Here is a 21,021-nt window from a genome sequence, read left to right on the forward strand (position 1 = left end):
TATCAACTACATATTAGATATGTTTAAGTGATTCTCAAATATTGATAAAATAGCTTAAATATCATCTAAATTTAAATGATATTTCTGCATTTAATACAAATTAATAATTTGTACTGAGAATACCATATCAAACTGATGCTAAACAATGACAATCATGATTTCTTATAGTCAGATACAGCATTAAAATTTATGCTCTATCCAAATCGTAAAATTTAGTCATAGCATCTTCAAATCCGATTTGCATATTTTTAATTGGACCATGCCTTTGTTTTGCAATCATAATCTCAGCTAAATTATGTATTTTTTCCATTTTAGCTTGCCATACTTCCATTTTATCTGAACCCTCAGATGGTTTTTTTCTCGCTTCATAATAGGCTTCACGGAAAATAAACATTACAACATCAGCATCTTGCTCAATAGTACCAGATTCACGTAAGTCAGATAATTGAGGTCGCTTATCATCTCTTTGTTCAACTGCACGTGATAACTGTGATAATGCAACCACTGGTACTGATAATTCTTTTGCCAATGATTTTAATGATCTTGTAATAAATGATAATTCTTGCACCCTATTATCTTGATTCATACCAGAATGCATTAATTGTAAATAATCTAAAATAATTAAATCTAAATTCTCTTGCCTATGCAATCTCCTTGCTCGTGTTCGCAATCCAGATACACTCAATGCAGGTGTATCATCAATAAACAAAGGAATATCAAACAATTTCTGTGAAGTTTTTGTTAATTTATGCATTTCATGTTCTTGAATAGCTCCTCTTCTGATCTTATCAGATGGAATATTGGTCTCAGAACCTAGGATACGTAAAGCAAGTTGCTCTGAAGACATTTCAAGAGAGAAAAATGCTACTTTTTTCTTTTTTGAAGCAGCCTGAAATGCAATATTAGTTGCTAATGCAGTTTTACCCATAGATGGTCTTGCAGCTAAAATAATCAAATCAGATTTATGGAACCCACCTAAAGCTCTATCTAATTCATATAATCCTGTAGATATACCAACTACATGATCAGTACTCCTAAAAGCAACTTCTGCTTGTTTCACTGCTGCTGTCAATGCATTTCCAAAATTTATATCATTCTTTTGAGTACCTAACGTAGCTAAAGAAAATAAATTATGCTCTGCTTTTTCAATTTGCTCTAATGCGCTATGTTGTAATTGCATATCATAGGCTTCGCCTTTTATTTTATCTCCTATAAGTATTAATTGCCTTCTAACATAACGGTCAAAGATTTGCTTACCATAGTCTTCTGTATGAGATAAAGAAATAATGTAAGATTCAAGATTTTTTAAATACTCTTCCCCACCATATTCTTTAATTAATTCATCTTGTAGGAAAAATGGCCAAATTGTAATTGGATTAGCAAGCTGACCCTTTCCAATAGTATAAGATATATGCTGGAATATTTTTTTATGTAATGGGTCAAAGAAATGCTCAGGTAATAAAAATTCTGCTATATTCTCGAAAAGTAAATTTTCATGCAAAACAGCTCCTAGAAGCGCTTTTTCTGCTTCTAAAGCATTAGGTAATATCTTTACTTCTTGAATATCATTCATACTTTACGAATATATTATTCTATAACTTCTGGAGATTTTACATTAATTGTAATGTTAGATTGATTTCCATAAGTGTGTATTTGTGCAGTAAATGATCCAATCTCTTTAATAGGTTTCATAACAATATCTTCTTTTTTAATTGCAAAACCTTTATCAGCAAGCTGCATAATAATTTCTTTACTAGAAATAGAACCATAAAGTCTGAATCCATCAACAGTATTATGTTCAATATCTATTGTGATTTTATCAATTTGATCTTTAATTGCCTTACCTTCTGCTTTTCTCTTTTCATCTATAGATAACCAATCGTTTCTTTTTTGTTCAAGCATTTCTAGATTTGGTTTAGTAGCCATAACAGCTCTTCCTTCAGGAATCAGAAAATTCAAAGCATATCCTCTTTTAACTGATACTACGTCACCAGGAAGACCTCTGCCTCTTAATCTTTCTTTCAATACTACAGATATTAAATGTGATGTTTTTTTCATAATATATACATTATTCTCCTCAAAAATGCTATTAAAATCAATAGCAAAAAATGTATTAGTAAATGTATTGGAAAATAACAAGAATCCAGTCAAGAAAAATAATGAAAATTCTGCTAAAATTAATCTATGTTTTTAAACATATCAATCGTATCAATATTAATTATATCAATATCCAAAAAGAGTTGGAGCAAATTTATAATTATAGATAGTATACTTCCTATTATATGTATCATATGGCTCAAACATGGCGTATCTTCTGAATATATATTTTTCTTCTTGATAAGTTCTTATTTATTACCTAAAATTCTAAAGGCGGTTTCATGAATTCATTACTTAATTTTCATAACAAAATTACAAATTATTTCCATAACAAATCCATGTGTATTATGTGTATGTTTTGGATAATACCATTTTTTATAAGTTTAACTATAGCATGGGTAGTACTACTAATAATTTTCTTTTTACTAGCAATGTTTGTCCCTATTTTTATACCTATTTTTGTATTACTTTCACTTGGAATAGCATTGATCAATATTATAATGCATATGCCATTATTAAGCATTTTATTTATAGGAGCACTATGGGTACTGAGAGACCAAATCGATACAATATGGCATCAATTTTTCTTAAAAAAGAGTTATTCAATTCAAAAACCAATATTATCAAACTCTGCTCCTTTGATTTTATCTATATTTATAGTTCATGGATTATTCTATGTGCTTCCATTACCAAATATCTTAAAATTTGCAATCTTGTCATTAATTTCTGTTTATATGTTTAAAAACTCTAAGCATAACCATAAATGTTGTAATTAATATAACAATAAAAATAAAACTTATTAAATAAGAGATAGATTTTATAAAGTATATAATTTACAAAAAAATCATCTTACGATAATATAAAAATATGAAGAATTTTATGGTGTATGGTGCCGCATTGGCATTATATAATACTGCTCACTCTATAGGGTATTATGAAGAAGCAATTAGAAAATATGATAATCATTTGTACTTATGCTTGGAGAAAGTCAACAAATCCAATAAAACATTTCCATTAGATGCATTTGATCTTATTATTTCGTATGTTTACAGAAAAGATAGCATGGGTGATATTATTAACTGCGTTGGATTACGTTGTAGTGCACAAAGTGGTTTGGATAAACTATATCTAAATCATGTAGTCGGAGTCATGCAATTAATATCAAGCTGTTATAATTATGAAAGTTTATATTTGGATAATGCAAACTTAAGCGAAGTAAATCCTCATATATGCACAATGGGTGCCAGATTGGAAAAATTAGTATTAAGTCATAATCAAATAAAATTATCATACCCAGCAAACAGCAAACCAATTCCTAATGTAGGTGATCTAACTAAGCTAGCAGAATTAGATTTAGGATCAAACAATATCACATCACTACCTGAATATGTATATAAATTAGAGAACTTATGGAGATTAGATTTGAGTTCTAATGACTTAGAATCTCTTGATCCTGTATTAGCTCCTATAGCTCCTATAGTCATCACTAAGAAGGTTAAAGAGTCATTTTTTAGCAGATTATTTAAGAAAAACAAAAAGGTAGAAGCAAAACCATTAGTTGATTCTCCTAGAAGATCATATGATTTGAGCGATTTGAAAAATATGGAAATGTTGAATTTAAATAACAATCAACTTACTGAATTGCCACAGTCAATTGGACGCTTAAAAGAATTACGAGAGTTAAGTGCTGATGCAAATCAACTTACTGAATTGCCTGATTTAAGTAACTCAAATAAATTAGAGAGGTTATGTATAAAATTCAATAACATAACAGTGTTCCCTACTTTAAGTTTCAGTATTAGAATATTAAATTTAGCATTCAATCAAATTGAACTGCTACCTAATATCAATCATTTAGTAAATGCGGAAGAAATCTACCTAAATAACAACTGCATCAAACTACTACCTAATATAAATAATTTATCTAATCTAAAAGTACTACATTTGCATGTCAATAAACTGACTAAATCACCTAACGTAGATGGGTTAACCGAATTAAAAGTATTAAGATTGGAAAGAAATCCAATTGTACAAGATAGCCAATCTTCTGCAGCACAAAGTGAATGTGATAATCAAAATTCCACAAAAGATTCCCAAGAAGATGAGAGTCATGGAAATTCATTAAGAGAAGAAGCATACAGCAGACCAGATTCCGTAGGAAGTGAATGGGTATTACCAGAATCCCCATTATCTCAACCTTCTGATTAAATTTTTTAATTATTAAAATCTAGATTTGAAATATATCATTTAGACACATCATTGAAACAAAATCATCAATTTGAATTAACTAAAAACACTGGATTGCCAAATCATTATACATCAACTACAATGCACCAATGAATTATACAAAGAGAATAAATTTACTATGTTTCCTAGCATCATGTAGTATAAATGCAAGTTATATTGATGAAGTGTGCCATGAAGTATCTTATGAATATATTGGGCAATGTCGTAAATCAATACAATTTGATCAATGCAAATTTTTGCAGGAATTCCTGTTCAGAAAAACAAAAAAAAATCTACCAAGAGGCGCATATGATTCTGTAATGTCATTTATGCACATAGATGATCATTATTTTATGCATTTAAGTGACCATATGCTCAATATTTTTTGTGAAAAGCATATAGCAAGCGATGATCATATGAAAGAATATATACTAAAATTATCTTTTAATATAATAGAGCCTCATATAATACAAAGGACAAAAAGGTTGCGTGAACCTTTATTAGAATTAGATAATACCCCAAACTATATAAGCAAACTAACTGAATTAACGGAATTATGTTTACACTACAGTGACTTAGAGGTATTGCCTTCATTTGTAGCCAACCTCACCAAATTAACTAATTTAAGCTTTGGCCAAAAACAATTAAAAGTATTACCAGAATTCATTGGAAACTTACGTGAGTTAATATATTTGCACTTATCTTGCCCTCAATTAGAAACACTACCAGATTCTATTGGGAATTTAAATAAATTGACAGAGCTTAATTTATACAGTGAGTGCGGTAATAAATTAGAAGCATTCCCAAATTCTATAGGAAATTTAACAGAATTGACAATGTTTGATTTTGCACGTAGTCAAATCAAACTATTGCCAAATTCTATAGGGAATTTAAATAAATTAGTCTATATTTACTTAGAAGATAATCAATTAGAAGTATTACCAGATTCTATAGGGAATTTAATAAGCTTGAAAAGATTAGAATTAGCACGTAATAAACTAAACGTATTGCCACAATCTATAGGAAATTTGATGGAATTGAGAGTTCTGATTCTGTCACATAATAAATTAGAAGTATTGCCAAATTCTATAGGAAATTTAAATAAGTTGAAATATTTAATATTAATTGATAATCAACTAAAAATGCTACCAGATTCTATCGGAAATTTAACTAGCTTGCAGGAATTACCCCTGTCAAATAATCGATTAAAGGTATTACCAGAATCTATTGGAAATTTAATTAGCTTGAAAGATTTACACCTGGATTGTAATCAACTAAGAACACTTCCAGAATCTATAGGAAATTTAACTAATTTGATAGATATGCCATTACATAATAATCAATTAGAAGAACTCCCAAAGTCCATAGGAAATTTAAATAAATTAAAATACTTTCGTATAGAAAATAATCAATTAAAAGTATTACCAGAATCTATTGGTAAATTAATTTTATTAGTATGGTTAAACTTAGCACATAACCAATTAGAAGAATTACCAGAATCTATAGGCAATCTAAATAAATTAGAAAAATTAGAACTATCACATAATCGACTCAAAGTATTGCCACAATCTATACAGGCATTAAAAAACTTGGAAAAATTATTTATGTCATATAATCTACTCAAAGTATTGCCACAATCTATACAGGTATTAAAAAACTTGGAAAAATTATTTATGACACATAATCAATTAGAAACACTTCCAGAGTCGATACAAAATTGCACAAAATTAAGATTATTAGATTTAGAACATAATCAATTAAAAGCACTGCCAAGATATATGAAAGACTCTATCACAACACTAATAAGACTTGATTTATCATATAATCAATTAGAGACACTTCCACAGCTTACACAAGATTTAGTAGGATTAGGATCGCTATCCTTATCACTAGCACATAATCCATTAAAAATATTGCCAGAACAGTATATAGAATATGCTATAAGCTTAGAATCATTATATGTATCGTATGATCAATTAGAAGAATTGTCAAAATATATTATTAGTTTAAATGAATTCACACATAAGCTACAAGGAAATACTGTGCTACTAAACAGTATTTTCGTATTAGATATGGATAAAAAAAATACGGCAGACACTACAACAATTAGGTATCATATAAAATTGGGTGGGAAAATTGCAATGACGGATTATCCTAAATGTATTATATCAAAATGGTGGACTACAAAAGCAAGAGTAATTGGATTAGAATAAATATAATTTCAAATCAAAATCTCCCTCTTACCAGATCGATCTGGTTTACTTACAACTCCCTGCTCTTCCATAGATTCAACAATACGTGCAGCCCTATTATATCCAATTTGCAATTGACGCTGAATGTAACTAATTGATACTTTTTTATCTCGTAAAATAACTTGTACAGCCTGTACGTACATGGGATCATTATTTTCTTCCTCATCAAGATTATGTTCTTTAACTTCTAATTCTATATAAACAGGCTCTCTCTGCTCTTTTAAAAAATTTGTAATTTCCTGAACTTCATCATCAGATACAAAAGGAGCTTGGATTCTTGTAGTAGGGTAACCAGGAGAAAGATAAAGCATATCTCCTTTTCCTAGCAACTGCTCTGCTCCACTATTATCTCCCATAATTGTTCTGCTATCAATTTTGGATGCTAATTGGAATGTTATTCGTACTGGGAAATTGGATTTAATTGTTCCTGTAATAACGTCTACTGATGGCCTTTGAGTAGCCATAATAATATGTATTCCGGCTGCACGAGCCATTTGAGCTAATCTCTGTACGGACACTTCAATTTCTTTTCCAGCTGTCATCATCAGGTCAGCCATTTCATCTACTACTATAACCAAATATGGCATTTTCTCGTACTTTTTATCAGTTTTTGCTTTAAAAGATTCACGCTGTACTTTTTCATTGAAACTTGAAATATTTCTCACTTCAACTTCAGAAAGTAATTTATATCTCCTTTCCATTTCTTGTACTGCCCATTTCAAAACTTTTACAGCTTCTTGAGGGTTAGTGACAACTGGGGTAAGAAGATGTGGGATTCCATTGTAAACTGATAATTCTAATTGCTTAGGATCAACCAATATAAACTTACAGTCATCTGGATCTTTTGAATATAACAGAGAAAGCATCATACTATGCATCGAAACAGATTTACCTGAACCTGTAGTTCCTGACACAAGCAAATGAGGCATTTGATTTAAATCTACGATAATTGGTTTCCCAGTTATATCACAGCCTAATGCTAATGGTAAATTACAATTATTATTCTGGAAAACACTAGAATCTAGCACATCACGCAAGTTAATCAAATTCCTAACTTTATTTGGCAATTCAATTCCTAGTAGATTCTTACCTGGAATAGTTGAAATACGGGCAGAAAGAGACTCAGTAGAACGTGCAATATCATCAGATAAGTTTATGATTTTTGATGCTTTTACCCCTGGCGCAGGTTCAAATTCAAACATCGTAACAACTGGCCCATTATGCTGGTTTAGTAGCTTTCCTTCCACTTTATATTCATTCAATATTTTTTGTAATAATTCTTTCGAAATGCTTTCTGATCTTTTTGATTTAGATGAAGACAGAAATGAAACTTTAGGCAGCATAAAAGAAGATTTAATCGTTTTGGCTTTTTTATTTATACTTTTAACAGATTTCACTTTATTTGTTTCTGGAGATTTTGTACGATTTCCAAATATGTGATTTCCTAATATACCACTCTTAAATATACGTTTGTAACCATAGTAATATAAATATAAGAATAGTATTGGCACATAAATGTAAGCAGAAATAGCAGAAATGAACTGCTTATTGATCATTCCGAACATTCCACCTAATTGCATATTATTCGTAAATTTAAAAGTTCTTACAATTCCAAATTTATCTAAATCACCCAAAATAATACTAGATATTACAGCAAGCAGTATCGAATGTAGTTTCAAAAAAGGAATAAAAGGCGCAATCAGAATTGTTAATCCAAAAAAATCATATAATGCAGTTAAGGTATGGTATGAATTCCACCCAGAATTAAAAAAACAATACATATACATAATTGATATAGCTGAATATAAATATTTAATAATCATTATAATATTCCATTCTTTCTATACAATTTTCTATACAATCTAAAATTTCCTACGATATCCTATAGTGAATACTTAGCCCAGCTCTGCTAACTTTTGGCTTAAATCGGAAGAATCTTGAATCAAATGGAGAAATTGAATTGAGTCCAAATGATTTGCTTTCTAGCCTATTAAAACTTGTCACTGCCCATATATATGATATATCAAAGCTTAATTTTGATGATATCTCAAAATACATTCCACTTTTCACACCAAAAAATGGGACAAAAATACTTTTCTCATCAAATTCTATTTTATTATTATTTGATGGATCGAATATACCAGATGACATATCTATAAATGATGCTTCTGGTTTAAATCTTGTTGCACAAATTCCAGGACCAGTATATATTTTCATTTTTCTTGAACCAATCCCAATTTTAGCAAAAAGCTCTAAATTTAGGTTGTCATTTTTAATCTTTAGATCTAATTCATCACTTGTATAAGTAATAGTTTTATTTACTATACCTATATTAACACTGCCCCCAATATGTACAATTCTATTGATATTATTCCAATGATCAAATGATAATCCAAAACTAAAATTTTTACTTGTTTTCATCTTTTTACCATTTAAATCATTGTCTGATTTAATTACAGGTTGCTTAAAATCCTTAGATCCTAATGCAATACCTATTCCAGTATTCGCATACAAATGAGCAGCAAACATACAACTGATTAGAGCACTTCTAATAAACATACACCAATTATAAAGCATATCTACATATAAATTAAGGTACTAAAACAATATAAAAATAAGATGCTAAAATGGTATGAAAATGCTAGAATAGTGACATGTCAAACAAACCATACAAACGTAACGAACGATTAGCTTGCCAACTGTTAGATATGATCACAAAAGAAGCATGGATGCTACACGGCAGTATATGTAGCTTTACATACGTTAAATTAAGCAAAGATTTCAAGTATGCAGATGTATATTTACAAACTGATGATGAGAAAAGTCTAGAAATACTACAAGAGTCTGAGCGTGATATTATCAAAAAAATCAAAACACAGTGGCATGCAAAATATTTACCAACATTACGATTCCACCTTGATAAAGAGGCAATACGCTTAGATAAATTACAACAAATTTACCGAAGTGAAGAATTTAAAACCTATAAAGAAAATGATCAACATAGTAATGACAAAGAAGATGATCACCATAATAGTGACAAATAGTATAAATTAGCATAGCAATGATAAAGAATGAAATCATAAAGAAATTATAAAACAAATAATACAAAAGTAATAAATAGAATTATAAAACAATTAAACAAAACAAATAAGTGTATAAAAACATAAACAAAGATTACATAATATTTATATAATATAAATAATAAATAAAAATGAACACGCTCTATAGGATTCGAACCTATGACCTGTAGCTTAGAAGGCTATTGCTCTGTCCAGCTGAGCTAAGAGCGCATACACATTTTATCTCACAAATTAAAATTTATAGCAATAATATGTGCATAATTTTTATAAAACACGATATAAAATATACGATATATAGATAAAATATTTTATCTAAGTTCTAAATATTCTTAATCACAATGCAAAAATATCACTATGCAATATATAAATAGTAAGAACGTACGAAAGAGTGCATAAGAAATATAACAGATTACAAAAGCAATCTAGTAGATTAAGCATGCATTATAATATTTATATATAATTCCCTCACATCAACCCTTCTGCATAAGCACCTTAATATCCATTCTACTAACTGACACCTAATACAGTTCTTCATATAAATAGAGCAACAAACCTATGAAGGAAGTTTAAGTAAGTAGGATGAATCAGAATAAATAAACAGATTACATAATATTAATTTCATAGCCATATAAAATAATGTGATTTAATGTGAAATACATAATTATTATCTAAAATCGATAAAAATTACAGTTTTGATTAATTTTAAGCTCTTTTAGCTTTTGGTTTTCTTGAATATCCCAAACCTGAGTCAACAGCAAGTTTTTGTCTTACTTTTGAATAGTTAGGAGCTACAACAGGATAGTCTGCTGGCAAATTCCATCGTTCTTTATATGCATCCAAAGACATGTGATATCTATTTTGCAAATATCTCTTCAAAACTTTAAGTTTCTTTCCATCTTCTAAACAGACCAAGTAATCTTCATGTATTGATTCTTCTACTGGCACAGCAGGCTTTAATGGCTTGCCTGGAGATCTAAATACTTCTTTTACTTGACTCTTCATTGAATAAAGTAATTCTTTGATTTGATCTACCGAAATTGGCTCATGAGAATTATTCATGTATGACGCAAATACTTGAATAGTTGCATCTATGATAATATCTGATTCTGAGTCATATTCGTTATTAAAAAGACTTTCTTCATCTAACATAGAATCATCATCTATGTTCAAATCGTCTTCCATATGCTTATGTTCATTCATGGTATTATATACCCTCCCTCTAAACATTAAATCTAATTAACTTATAGACAGCTAGATTGATAAATTATACATAATTTACTTATGAAATCAAGAGTAGATTGCTGAAAAATTATTTGGTATTCTAGTAGTGTGTATAGTTTTCCCAATTTTAAGAATCATAAATCTCAAAAAGGTTCATTTCTTGCGGCATCTCCATTTATAACAAATAAAACATTACAAAATGCTGTTATAGTAATATTAGAGTGTAATGAATCTATTGTTTCTGCTGTAAAAATAAACCAAACCAAATTAAAGCAAGAAGAATATTGCTCTTACCCAATGTATGATGGTGGTTTATCTGATCATAAAAAAATATTACTTTTGCATAGTGGTGATAAAAAATTAGCAAATACTAATCAGCTTACTGAAGATATATTTGTAACAGATATGGATGAAACAACTCAATTTTATCCAAAAAAATATTATGCAGTGCCTGGATGTATGAGTTGGATGTATGAAGACTTCATGAAAGAAGTGAAGAATAGTGAATGGATTCCTGTAATGGGATCTAGCAAGCTAGTATTTGATACGCCAATAATTAAAAGATGGCATGAAGCATATAGATCATGTGGAATACGACCAGAATTGATCCAACGTGAATATGCTATAAACTAAATTCCATTACAACCAAGATATTAAATCAAAATAATTAAATCACAGTATTTATTACTTAATCATAATGTTAAATTAAACCTGATATATTAGATCTAATCACAGTGTTAACTATATAATCATTATAAATAATAAATCCATATGCAATATTTGAACCAATTACTTTAATAACATACTCATCAAACATATACATAGTTTTATTATGCAAATTCAATATTATGATACTATATTTCCAACAGTTTATATTTATATAACCAAATGATTATTCATTTTCAAATCAATAATCATATATTCATTGCTAAATAAGTAATTATTATTATACATAGCCTGACCACAAGCACAATTACTATGCAATAAGTTCTCCAAAACATCATATTATTTTTATAAAATACAATATTACTCTATATGCTTAATGAAAATTATATGAACATTGTGTTGGAGATAATATTAATCCTATTCTTTCTATACTGATTTCTATTCACACTGTGAAAATACACCTTAATATTCAAAAATAAATCACTTTATTATAAATTACCCTTACAGCAAAATATAGCAACTGCTTTTTTAAAATCAAAATGCAATTACTTTATGGATAATATATGCTATCAACTTTATACTTCACAGCACATACTGATTATAAATCTCACTAACAAAATTAAAAAAAACATCTATAACACTTAAAAAACAAAAAATTATTTGGGGAAACAAAAAATGTTGGCAGCGTCCTACTCTCACATGCCTCAGGGCACACTACCATCAGCGCTGGAAGCTTTCACTGCCGAGTTCGGGATGGAATCGGGTGGGTCTTCTTCCGCTATGACAACCAACATATTTAATCTAACAGTTTTGACATTCTTTGTCTATACTTTTTATAGATTTTTTAATATTTATTATAAAAACCAAATGATAAAAATCAAAACCATAGTATTTTAGGAAAACATATGCAAATAATGATATATTTCACTATGCTCATAAAACATTCCTTAGTATATATATTTCACTATGCTTATCTTTCTATGTATCTTTCTATGTATCATTCTATATGCTCATTTCAACCCATCTTCTTACAGATCCACCTACCAATAAACTCATAATTAAACTTACATGTTCATAATCATTGATTGATAATAAAATCACTATGCAATATGAAATATTTATTCAAGAACAACCTATTCCTGCAAGCACTATCAATATAAATGAATGCACCTATCAAACACTATAATATGTAGATTTACATACTACCTACTAGAATAAATACTTATAGGTCAGCAGCATAAGTTGTATAATTGACATTTATGCATAATTTTCTATACAGTAATCAAATTTGCATACAGTATTATGCGTATAGCATCAATTGATATATGAGTTATGATATATATTGTTATAGCTTAATTTAATATGATAATTCAGTATGTCCTAAAGAATCTACTAAAAATAACAGTTATTATATTCACAACAACAAATTGATCACAATATAACACTAATCAAATTCGTAATAATTTATATAGAAATTAAATAAAAATTTAGTAAAAAAAATCAATCGATTGTAAATAATCGACTGAAACAGTTAAAATCTCTAAAACAATAGAGGTTACCTCTTACTGTATTGAGTTACCTTACGAGCCTTCAAGTGACCATACTTCTTACGCTCAACTTTTCTAGAGTCTCTGGTTAATAAACCTTTTTTCTTCAAAGAAATATGTAATTCTGGATCAAAATTAACTAAAGCTCTGCTTAGACCATGTCTAACTGCGCCACATTGCCCAGTTAAACCACCACCTTTTACAGTGCTCATAATATGGTATACTTCACCTTCAGCTAATGAAACATTCAAAGGAGTTTTAACATCTAAGTTATAAAATGCTCTTGTGAAATATTCATCAACTGTTTTTCCATTTACAGTAAATGAAGATTCACCAGAACTAGATTTTTTAAACCAAACTCTAGCAACAGATTCTTTCCTTCTACCTGTTCCATAAGATCTTCCAAGTTTATCAACTTTTTTTTCTCTTTTTGGAGCTTCTTGCTCCACAGATTTTTCAGAAGCTTCTACAGCTTGTGCCGAAATACTATTTTCTTCACTTGCAGCAGCAACACTTACTATATTATCTTGCAACATTCTTAATTCCTTTCAAATCCCATACTGTAGGATTATGATTCTCATATTGATGTATATTATCTTTAAATACTCTTAATCTCTTCAATTGCAATCTTCCCAAAGGACCTTTTGGAAGCATTCTCTTTACAGCAGTCATAACAATTTCAGTAGAATCACGCTCAAGTCGTTCTTTTATTGTTCTGCTTTTAATTCCACCAGGATAACCTGTATGCCAATAGAACTTCTTATCTTCAACTTTTTTACCTGTCAAAACAAAATGATCTGAATTAATTATAACAACAAAATCACCACAATCTGCTCCAGGAGTCATAATTGGCTTATGCTTTCCTCTTAATAAACATGCAACTTGAGTAGAAAACCTACCCAATACTAAATCTTTAGCATCAATCAACCACCAATTTCTCTTAGCCATATCAGACGCTTTAGGTACAAATGTAAACACTCTTAAATTTAAAATAAAATCAGCAAAATGTAAATACTTTTCAATGAATACTAATTTTATTAGTTCATAACTTATCATTTATACTAATTAACTAAAAACAATCATAGGAATAAAAACTAATACATTACAATATATTCAAAATTAATATTACGATAAGTTCGCAATCTTCAAGTTCATACACTTTCTTCAGGTTTATATAGTTTTTCATGACATAAAGCTGCTGCCAATGCATCTGTTATATCTTCTTGATTAATCGCATCTATTTTAAATAATGAGCATACAGATAATGCAATTTCTTCTTTTGATGCATCACCTTTTTCTGCTACCTGCCTTTTAATCATCTTTGTAGCATAAGAAAATACAGGGGTTTTGATTAAGCCTGCAGTAGAAATAATTGTTCCATAAGCTGCTCCTAACATTACACCTGAAGATGGGTTTCGTAATCCAAAAAAAGTTTTTTCTATTGCTACGTGATCAGGAGAATGGGTTTGTAAAATATTCATCATGTTAGTCCATAAAAATGCTAATCTTTCTTCTAAAGATAATTTGGCATTCGGCTTAATGAGTCCATAATCTATACACTTCATTTTGCTTTTTTGCCTTTTAATTACTCCCCATCCAGTTTTACATAATCCAGCATCTAACCCTAATATTTTCATTTAAACAACCTCAATAAACTGATTTAATAATTTACCGAATGCTTTCTTCTTATATAAACATATCAAACAGTTCAATAATTGACAAAAACACAGATATGCAAACACTAAATGCTCTCACAATTATGCCATGCATTTTGCACATCATCATGATCTTCCAAAATATCTATAAATTTACTTAATTTATCAATATCATTCACATTAATCATATTTGTTGGCTTATAAATCGCTTCACAGATTACTTTTTCAAACTTTGCATCGAGTGCTTTTTGGATCTCTGACATTTGAGAAAAATCAGCAATCACATTAATTCCATCATCTTCATATATATCTTTGATATCATAATCAATTAAAGTTTCTAATACAGTATCTGCATCAGTATTTTCAATATTTGCAATCATTACATGATCAAACATAAAAGATAATTCCGTCAATCCATTCCCATGTTTGTTAAATAACATCCTTAGTTCAGTTACAGTACGATTTGTATTATCTGTAATTGCTTCTATTAGGAATGCAGTGTTTTCTGGTCCATACCCTGTATATCTTACTTCAATATCAGAGTTCTTATCTGCTGCCTTATTAATTGCCCGTTGAATATTCTCATTAGGCATGTTTGCTCTTTTTGCAGTATCCAAAGCAGAACGTAAAGATGGGTTCATTTTTGGATCAATTCCACTTCTAGCTGCAATAGTTAAAATTTTACCTATTTTTGTAAACACTTTTGCTCTCTTTGCATCTTGAGCATTTTTACGATGCATTATGTTCTTAAATTTCGAATGACCTGCCATACAATCTGTACTATAACACTTATATACAATTATGCCTATTTATGAATAATTGCATTAATATATACACTTATTTCTAGATTTTTGTATACTTCTGAATCCTCATATACTATGATCGATCATACTATTACTTGCAAATGGTAATATTAATTACGTTTTTCTCGAAATAATAATGTTTAATTATTTTGATTTACTATAATTTGTTAAAAAAAATAATTTGTGAGCTTAAATATACAAAAAAATCATACCAGAATTTTTGTCTTCTTCTTAAATAAATTCATTGTAAAAATGGTCAAATCCATTTTCAATATAATCACTGGGATCTGCTACCCAATTATCATCAGAATCAGATCCACCTTGAATCATCCATACCATATGCATATTACATGGCAAATCTTCATCTAATACATCTAATACATCATTTTTGAAAACAGCCACTTCATATAAATCTTGATCACCATCCCCGTATACAGGCACACCAATCCCAACTGATTTGAGATTTGCAAACATTTCAGGATTTTTCCTATAAACAAAATTCACCATCCTTGCTACTTTATCGCAATCTTTACCAGCATAAAAAGATAATTCCTGAGCAGAAGCTGTATTAATGAGATATTCAACAATCTCATCTTTTATATTAATATCATCTTCTATATTAGGCTTGCTATCTTTCTTTTCTGTATTACATGTAATTTCTAGCTTTTTAAATGTAAACTTCTGATTGAATTGATAGAATTCTCTATTTGGTATCATTGCATCAATATTCAACTCGTGATCAAAACAATCTATTGTTTTAAAGCCAAAACACTGCATAAATGTTAGCATGACATATACAGTGCTGTCGGCCGTATCTATATCATCGAAATAGTCTAGTATATGAGTATTCAAACAGCCAACTGTATCAGTTTGACTCATAAATGGAGCAATCAAATCTCGCAAATTATCATCATTCAAAATACGGTCATCTATTTGCAATTTATTAATTATCTCTTTATCTGCAATTGATATAGCGCTATTTTGCGCTCCCAAAAACCTCAGATATATATCAGACTCTGCAGACCTTCTTCTAACTGGACTGCTCACATCATGATCACCTTCATTCCAAAATTTATCAAACATTTCATCAATTATCATATTAGATATAAAATTCATATTAACCCTACTAGAGCTCATAATATATATCTCCATGCCATAATGCCCACTAACGCATTTCAGCAAACTGTTCTGAATTGTTCCACGTGGAACATTTGAAACTTTTCAAACATTCTCTACCTAGCTATTGAAATTCATTTTTTATAGCTTTAAGATTCTTTTGAATTTATTGCAAATGATTAATTTAATTGTTTTATAAGCTGATTTGAATTGTTCCACGTGGAACATTCTATAAATATATTAGCTTAATCATTATAGTTTGAGATATGAGATCAAAAATTCCTTAATATCACCATCTAATACTTTATCTGCTTGTGTAGATTCTGTTCCAGTTCTAACATCTTTGATCATTTTATACGGATGCAATACATATGAACGAATCTGACTTCCCCATGCATTATCTTTTTTAGCAGCCATACCCTCTACAGCAGCCTGTCTTTTCTTCTCCTGTTCAAAAGCATAAAGCTTTGATTTCAACATACTCATTGCTTGATCTTTATTTTTATGCTGTGATCTATCATTTTGACATTGTACAACGATACCAGTTGGGATGTGAGTGATTCGTACAGCACTATCAGTCTTATTAACATGCTGACCACCTGCACCAGAAGCTCTATAAGTATCCAATCTAATATCCTTGTTTTCAATTTCAATTTTAATGTCATCATTGATAACGGGTGTGACATATACAGATGCAAAGCTAGTATGGCGCCTATTATTTGAATCAAATGGAGAAACACGAACTAATCTATGTACACCAGACTCCCCTTTCATCCATCCATACGGAAATGATGCCTCTCCTGATGAAATCTTAATAGTAGCAGACTTTACACCAGCCTCTTCTCCCATCAATTGATCTGTAATCTCACATTTATATCCATTCTTCTCAGCAAACCTAATATACATTCTTAATAACATTTGAACCCAATCTTGCGATTCAGTACCACCAGCACCAGCATTAAAATCTACATAACAATCTAGCGAATCAGATTCATCTGCAAATAATGTCTGAATATACCATGACTCCGTTTTCTTGAATAAACTCACTATGTCTTCATTGATTAGTTCAGCCAAACTATCGTAATCATCATCAACTGCATTTTTTGTATCTTCCAATACTGCTTTTGAACTTTTAAATTCCTGGTACATATTTTTCAATTTAGATAGTTCTTGTAAGATTTTTTTTGCAGAGCTTTGATCATTCCATAAATCAGGATTCCCAGCTTTCTGCTCTAAATCTACAATTTTAGCTTCTATATTATTCTTCACAATATTCGCACTCCAGAAATCTAGGTACTTTTCGATTTGCTCTATTTTTTCTATTACATCTTGCTTTTGCATATAGGACCATTTTCGGATTATTTGTAAAGCCTGTCAAATAGATGTAAAATATATAAATTGGAGAAATGATGAATATTGTAAATAATACAATTGAAACTGATGTTGTTGTGATTGGGGGAGGGCCTAGTGGACTATTTAGCGTGTTCATGTTGGGTCAAGTAGGCTTAAAATGTATTTTGATAGATTCACGATCAGAAATAGGAGGGCAATGCACAGCATTATACCCAGATAAATATATATATGATGTTGCAGGGTTCAAAGAGATATATGCACAAGATCTTATAGACCGATTATATAATCAAATGATTCAATATAATCCACAAATCCTTCTAGATACTGCTATACAAAATGTAGAGAAAAATGATAAACACTTTATATTACACACTCAACACAAAGCGATTAAAGCTAGAGCTATGATTATTTCATCTGGAGCAGGGTCTTTTGCTCCTAAAAAACCAGATCTGCAAGATATTGATTCATATAACAAAGTATTTTATAAATTAGAAAATCCTGAACAATTCACAGGAAACGTAGCTGTAATAGGCGGTGGAGATTCTGCTGTAGATTGGTGCTTAACATTATCTGATTATGCAGACAAAGTATTTTTAATTCACAGAAGAAATAAATTTAGAGCTATGGATGGATCTATGGACAAATTACATGAAATTGCAAAAACTGGTAAATGTGAAATTTTAACTCCATATACAGTAGAAAATCTAAATGGGTGTACAGATCGCGTAATACGTAACTTAAAAATTAAACATAAAGACACAAAAGAATCAAAAGAAATTTCAATTGATACTTTAATTCCATGTTATGGATTACAAAGCAATAATGACCTTGTATATAATCTAGGTGTGGATTTATATGGATCTAAAATTAAAATCAATCCAGCTACTGGACAAACTTCATCAGATGGAATATATGCTGTAGGAGATGCGTCATATTACCAAAACAGACACAATTTAATAACATGTGGATTTTCTGAAGCTTCATTAGCAAGCTTACACATTAGGAAAAATGTTTTTGCAGAATCTCCATATATCAAACCCCCTTACACTGTATAATTTATCATCCAACCTATCATACAAAACAATAATATTAAGCAATAATGCTAAATACATATCTCAAGCTCAATTCAAACAAACAAAATTCAAATGCAATAAACAGAATAATCGTATAAATACAAATAAGAAAATATAACCACACATAAAGCAGGAAAATCTCGCTATGAATAAATTGTTCCACATGGAACATTTGCCCAAAATGGTGTAGCTATAGATTCTAATATAATGCTTTAGCTCATGTGTTTTTATCAGATTCACTTTATATATTTGCTAATGCTGGATAATACATTCTCATGACCATAATTACAATTGTTCCACGTGGAACATCTCTAAATAATTTCAAAGCATATTGTTTGATTTATATACCATGCAAAACATTTAGTTTTATACTAGTAACATTATTATTCAACTCAGCACATTACCAATAAACATCACAATGCAAATTGTTCCACGTGGAACATTACAGCATATGCATTGTTAAGCACATTAACATTAATGTTATGCTAATCAATATAAGTCAATACAACAATCATTCATACTGCATACCATTGCAAATATTTCTCAATTAAATATACAAACCTTAAAATTATAAATAAATATTCAGAAAAATTAACTAACATTCAATGTGGATTTTGTTCAAAAAAAATGAAGTGAGCTTACAGTAAACTGCAAGTCACCCTCAACGGGATTTGAACCCGTGTTACCGCCGTGAAAGGGCGGCGTCCTAGGCCTCTAGACGATAAGGGCAACCCCCACATTATATGCAACTAACAATCAAAAATCAATATACATTTACAATATCATCAAAAAACAGATCGTATAGTACTTAAATATCAAGAAACTTCAATACTATACATAAAGCACAAATATATAATAGCAGAATTATTATTTAAGATATTTTATACAATCGATAATTTATCAGCTTTGTTTCATGATATAGCTTATAACAATATATTTCATGTGGAGCATCGTAACCATTCTACATTACCAATATATATATCATTAAGATCAAACCATTATATTAAGAGATTAGGATAAGGGTAACAGTATAATTATATTAACAAATCTTTTCATTATAATTATAAATAAAAATGTTCCACGTGGAACATATGTTCAATTGATTGATTAAATAGCAAAACTAATTTGCATGACAATCACGCACACATTACAAATGTGCAAAAATATCAACATCATGCCATCCAGCACAATCCAATTTCACACGATTTTCTAGAAAATCAAAGCAAGACACTGCTAAATCATGCCTTCCTTCACGCAACAACATTGCAGTAAGTTTATCTTGTAATTTATGCAAAAATATAACATCTTTCGCTGCATAATTTTTTTGATCATCTTGCAATTCAGCGCTTCCCCAATCAGAAGACTGCTTATCTTTCGAAATTTCCACACCAAGTAGCTCTCTACATAATTCACGCAATCCATGTCGTTCTGTATATGTTCTTATTAATTTAGATGCAAGCTTTGTACAGTAAATCGGCCTAGGCATCACTTTAAAAGCTTGATATAAAATTGCCATATCAAATCGTCCAAAATGGAATATTTTTTCTATATTTTCATTTTCGAGAATAGCCGTTAAATTTTTAGCTTCTTTTTGATCTTTATCGATTTGAACCAAATGACAAATCCCATCATTAAATGTTAATTGAACCAAACACAGCCTATCTCTATATAAATGCAATCCTGTAGTTTCTGTATCTATAGCAACTGAATCAGATATTTCAATATCATCAGGCAAATCATTTTCATGCAATATTACTTTGCAAGCCTGCCCTCCATAATAATTTATTTTCACTACACATAATATCACATGCTCAACTTATTTTCACTATTTAAATGCTATCATGTTTATTAGCGATATCAGTGCTATCTACTCTTTAACAGCTTATACTATTCATTAATAACCTATTGGTAACATATAAACCTATGCCTTAT

The 21,021-nt window shown here is 29.6% G+C and carries 18 protein-coding genes, 2 tRNA genes and 1 rRNA gene; 6 read left to right on the forward strand and 15 right to left on the reverse strand.

The features are described from left to right. Nucleotides 1-187: 187 nt before the first annotated feature. Nucleotides 188-1,573 carry a replicative DNA helicase gene (locus FZC34_RS02155; RefSeq protein ID WP_148971822.1) on the reverse strand — a complete coding sequence of 462 codons (1,386 nt, stop codon included), beginning with the start codon at nucleotides 1,571-1,573 and terminating at the stop codon, nucleotides 188-190. 14 nt (nucleotides 1,574-1,587) lie between these two features. After that, entirely contained in the window at nucleotides 1,588-2,058 is a 471-nt protein-coding gene (gene rplI / locus FZC34_RS02160; protein WP_148971823.1) for a 50S ribosomal protein L9, read from the reverse strand. Between the two features lie 392 nt (nucleotides 2,059-2,450). On the opposite strand from rplI, the gene FZC34_RS02165 reads away from it, so the two are divergent. The 3 genes from FZC34_RS02165 to FZC34_RS02175 all read left to right on the forward strand — a co-directional run bounded on the left by FZC34_RS02165 (nucleotide 2,451) and on the right by FZC34_RS02175 (nucleotide 6,536). Continuing rightward, complete coding sequence (locus FZC34_RS02165; RefSeq protein ID WP_148971824.1) at nucleotides 2,451-2,873, forward strand: hypothetical protein; 423 nt, start codon at nucleotides 2,451-2,453, stop codon at nucleotides 2,871-2,873. 91 nt (nucleotides 2,874-2,964) lie between these two features. Further along, nucleotides 2,965-4,305, forward strand: coding sequence for a leucine-rich repeat domain-containing protein (locus tag FZC34_RS02170; RefSeq protein ID WP_148971825.1), 1,341 nt, complete (start codon nucleotides 2,965-2,967; stop codon nucleotides 4,303-4,305). A gap of 128 nt (nucleotides 4,306-4,433) precedes the next feature. Then, nucleotides 4,434-6,536 (forward strand): leucine-rich repeat domain-containing protein, encoded by a 2,103-nt coding sequence (locus FZC34_RS02175; protein ID WP_148971826.1) that lies wholly within the window; start codon nucleotides 4,434-4,436, stop codon nucleotides 6,534-6,536. A gap of 8 nt (nucleotides 6,537-6,544) precedes the next feature. On the opposite strand, the gene FZC34_RS02180 is transcribed toward FZC34_RS02175, so the two are convergent. Both FZC34_RS02180 and FZC34_RS02185 read right to left on the reverse strand, forming a co-directional pair. Continuing rightward, nucleotides 6,545-8,356: a DNA translocase FtsK gene (locus FZC34_RS02180; protein ID WP_222884917.1), complete on the reverse strand. Its 1,812-nt coding sequence runs from the start codon at nucleotides 8,354-8,356 to the stop codon at nucleotides 6,545-6,547. 91 nt (nucleotides 8,357-8,447) lie between these two features. Further along, nucleotides 8,448-9,134 carry a hypothetical protein gene (locus tag FZC34_RS02185; RefSeq protein WP_148971828.1) on the reverse strand — a complete coding sequence of 229 codons (687 nt, stop codon included), beginning with the start codon at nucleotides 9,132-9,134 and terminating at the stop codon, nucleotides 8,448-8,450. 95 nt (nucleotides 9,135-9,229) lie between these two features. Between FZC34_RS02185 and FZC34_RS02190 the strand changes: the two genes are divergently transcribed. After that, nucleotides 9,230-9,619 (forward strand): ribosome-binding factor A, encoded by a 390-nt coding sequence (locus tag FZC34_RS02190; protein ID WP_148971829.1) that lies wholly within the window; start codon nucleotides 9,230-9,232, stop codon nucleotides 9,617-9,619. Between the two features lie 172 nt (nucleotides 9,620-9,791). On the opposite strand, the gene FZC34_RS02195 is transcribed toward FZC34_RS02190, so the two are convergent. Beyond that, nucleotides 9,792-9,865, reverse strand: a tRNA-Arg gene (locus tag FZC34_RS02195). Between the two features lie 492 nt (nucleotides 9,866-10,357). Continuing rightward, nucleotides 10,358-10,855: a MucR family transcriptional regulator gene (locus FZC34_RS02200; RefSeq protein ID WP_246119066.1), complete on the reverse strand. Its 498-nt coding sequence runs from the start codon at nucleotides 10,853-10,855 to the stop codon at nucleotides 10,358-10,360. Nucleotides 10,856-10,984: 129 nt separating this feature from the next. Here FZC34_RS02200 and FZC34_RS02205 point away from each other — a divergent pair, with 129 nt between their 5' ends. Continuing rightward, nucleotides 10,985-11,509, forward strand: a complete 525-nt coding sequence (locus FZC34_RS02205) for a YqgE/AlgH family protein (protein ID WP_187440021.1) — start codon at nucleotides 10,985-10,987, stop codon at nucleotides 11,507-11,509. Between the two features lie 709 nt (nucleotides 11,510-12,218). Here FZC34_RS02205 and rrf read toward each other — a convergent pair. The 7 genes from rrf to prfB form a co-directional block, all read right to left on the reverse strand. Further along, nucleotides 12,219-12,334 (reverse strand): 5S ribosomal RNA (rrf, locus tag FZC34_RS02210). A gap of 763 nt (nucleotides 12,335-13,097) precedes the next feature. Then, nucleotides 13,098-13,625, reverse strand: a complete 528-nt coding sequence (gene rpsI, locus FZC34_RS02215) for a 30S ribosomal protein S9 (RefSeq protein ID WP_148971831.1) — start codon at nucleotides 13,623-13,625, stop codon at nucleotides 13,098-13,100. Further along, a complete protein-coding gene (rplM, locus tag FZC34_RS02220) occupies nucleotides 13,612-14,067 on the reverse strand; it encodes a 50S ribosomal protein L13 (RefSeq protein WP_148971832.1) in 456 nt (151 codons plus the stop codon). The genes rpsI and rplM overlap by 14 nt, the downstream gene beginning before the upstream one ends. A gap of 173 nt (nucleotides 14,068-14,240) precedes the next feature. Next, a complete protein-coding gene (locus FZC34_RS02225; protein ID WP_148971833.1) occupies nucleotides 14,241-14,726 on the reverse strand; it encodes a crossover junction endodeoxyribonuclease RuvC in 486 nt (161 codons plus the stop codon). 104 nt (nucleotides 14,727-14,830) lie between these two features. Next, entirely contained in the window at nucleotides 14,831-15,514 is a 684-nt protein-coding gene (locus tag FZC34_RS02230) for a YebC/PmpR family DNA-binding transcriptional regulator (RefSeq protein WP_148971834.1), read from the reverse strand. Between the two features lie 264 nt (nucleotides 15,515-15,778). Continuing rightward, on the reverse strand, nucleotides 15,779-16,663 hold the full coding sequence (locus tag FZC34_RS02235; protein WP_148971835.1) for a hypothetical protein: 885 nt from the start codon (nucleotides 16,661-16,663) through the stop codon (nucleotides 15,779-15,781). Nucleotides 16,664-16,915: 252 nt separating this feature from the next. Then, nucleotides 16,916-18,004, reverse strand: a complete 1,089-nt coding sequence (prfB, locus tag FZC34_RS02240) for a peptide chain release factor 2 (protein ID WP_148971836.1) — start codon at nucleotides 18,002-18,004, stop codon at nucleotides 16,916-16,918. A gap of 68 nt (nucleotides 18,005-18,072) precedes the next feature. Between prfB and FZC34_RS02245 the strand changes: the two genes are divergently transcribed. Beyond that, nucleotides 18,073-19,071: an NAD(P)/FAD-dependent oxidoreductase gene (locus FZC34_RS02245; protein ID WP_187440023.1), complete on the forward strand. Its 999-nt coding sequence runs from the start codon at nucleotides 18,073-18,075 to the stop codon at nucleotides 19,069-19,071. A gap of 674 nt (nucleotides 19,072-19,745) precedes the next feature. Here the strand turns inward: FZC34_RS02245 and FZC34_RS02250 are convergent. Both FZC34_RS02250 and FZC34_RS02255 read right to left on the reverse strand, forming a co-directional pair. Further along, nucleotides 19,746-19,818 (reverse strand) — tRNA-Glu (locus tag FZC34_RS02250). A 418-nt stretch (nucleotides 19,819-20,236) separates the two neighbouring features. Further along, nucleotides 20,237-20,881 (reverse strand): ribonuclease D, encoded by a 645-nt coding sequence (locus tag FZC34_RS02255; protein ID WP_246119067.1) that lies wholly within the window; start codon nucleotides 20,879-20,881, stop codon nucleotides 20,237-20,239. Between the last annotated feature and the right edge of the window lie 140 nt (nucleotides 20,882-21,021).

It is taken from the genome of Candidatus Cytomitobacter primus (genome assembly GCF_008189405.1).
Taxonomy (GTDB): domain Bacteria; phylum Pseudomonadota; class Alphaproteobacteria; order CAJXXZ01; family 1604HC; genus Cytomitobacter; species Cytomitobacter primus.

Bases quoted from the DNA above. Each gene is read 5' to 3' on its own strand.
- FZC34_RS02230 (WP_148971834.1), bottom strand. From the start codon at position 15,514: ATGGCAGGTCATTCGAAATTTAAGAACATAATGCATCGTAAAAATGCT.
- FZC34_RS02200 (WP_246119066.1), bottom strand. From the start codon at position 10,855: ATGAATGAACATAAGCATATGGAAGACGATTTGAACATAGATGATGAT.
- FZC34_RS02235 (WP_148971835.1), bottom strand. From the start codon at position 16,663: ATGAATTTTATATCTAATATGATAATTGATGAAATGTTTGATAAATTT.
- rplI (WP_148971823.1), bottom strand. From the start codon at position 2,058: ATGAAAAAAACATCACATTTAATATCTGTAGTATTGAAAGAAAGATTA.
- FZC34_RS02245 (WP_187440023.1), top strand. From the start codon at position 18,073: ATGAATATTGTAAATAATACAATTGAAACTGATGTTGTTGTGATTGGG.
- prfB (WP_148971836.1), bottom strand. From the start codon at position 18,004: ATGCAAAAGCAAGATGTAATAGAAAAAATAGAGCAAATCGAAAAGTAC.
- FZC34_RS02185 (WP_148971828.1), bottom strand. From the start codon at position 9,134: ATGTTTATTAGAAGTGCTCTAATCAGTTGTATGTTTGCTGCTCATTTG.
- FZC34_RS02190 (WP_148971829.1), top strand. From the start codon at position 9,230: ATGTCAAACAAACCATACAAACGTAACGAACGATTAGCTTGCCAACTG.
- FZC34_RS02175 (WP_148971826.1), top strand. From the start codon at position 4,434: ATGAATTATACAAAGAGAATAAATTTACTATGTTTCCTAGCATCATGT.
- FZC34_RS02225 (WP_148971833.1), bottom strand. From the start codon at position 14,726: ATGAAAATATTAGGGTTAGATGCTGGATTATGTAAAACTGGATGGGGA.
- rpsI (WP_148971831.1), bottom strand. From the start codon at position 13,625: ATGTTGCAAGATAATATAGTAAGTGTTGCTGCTGCAAGTGAAGAAAAT.
- FZC34_RS02180 (WP_222884917.1), bottom strand. From the start codon at position 8,356: ATGTATTGTTTTTTTAATTCTGGGTGGAATTCATACCATACCTTAACT.
- FZC34_RS02165 (WP_148971824.1), top strand. From the start codon at position 2,451: ATGTTTTGGATAATACCATTTTTTATAAGTTTAACTATAGCATGGGTA.
- FZC34_RS02170 (WP_148971825.1), top strand. From the start codon at position 2,965: ATGAAGAATTTTATGGTGTATGGTGCCGCATTGGCATTATATAATACT.
- FZC34_RS02155 (WP_148971822.1), bottom strand. From the start codon at position 1,573: ATGAATGATATTCAAGAAGTAAAGATATTACCTAATGCTTTAGAAGCA.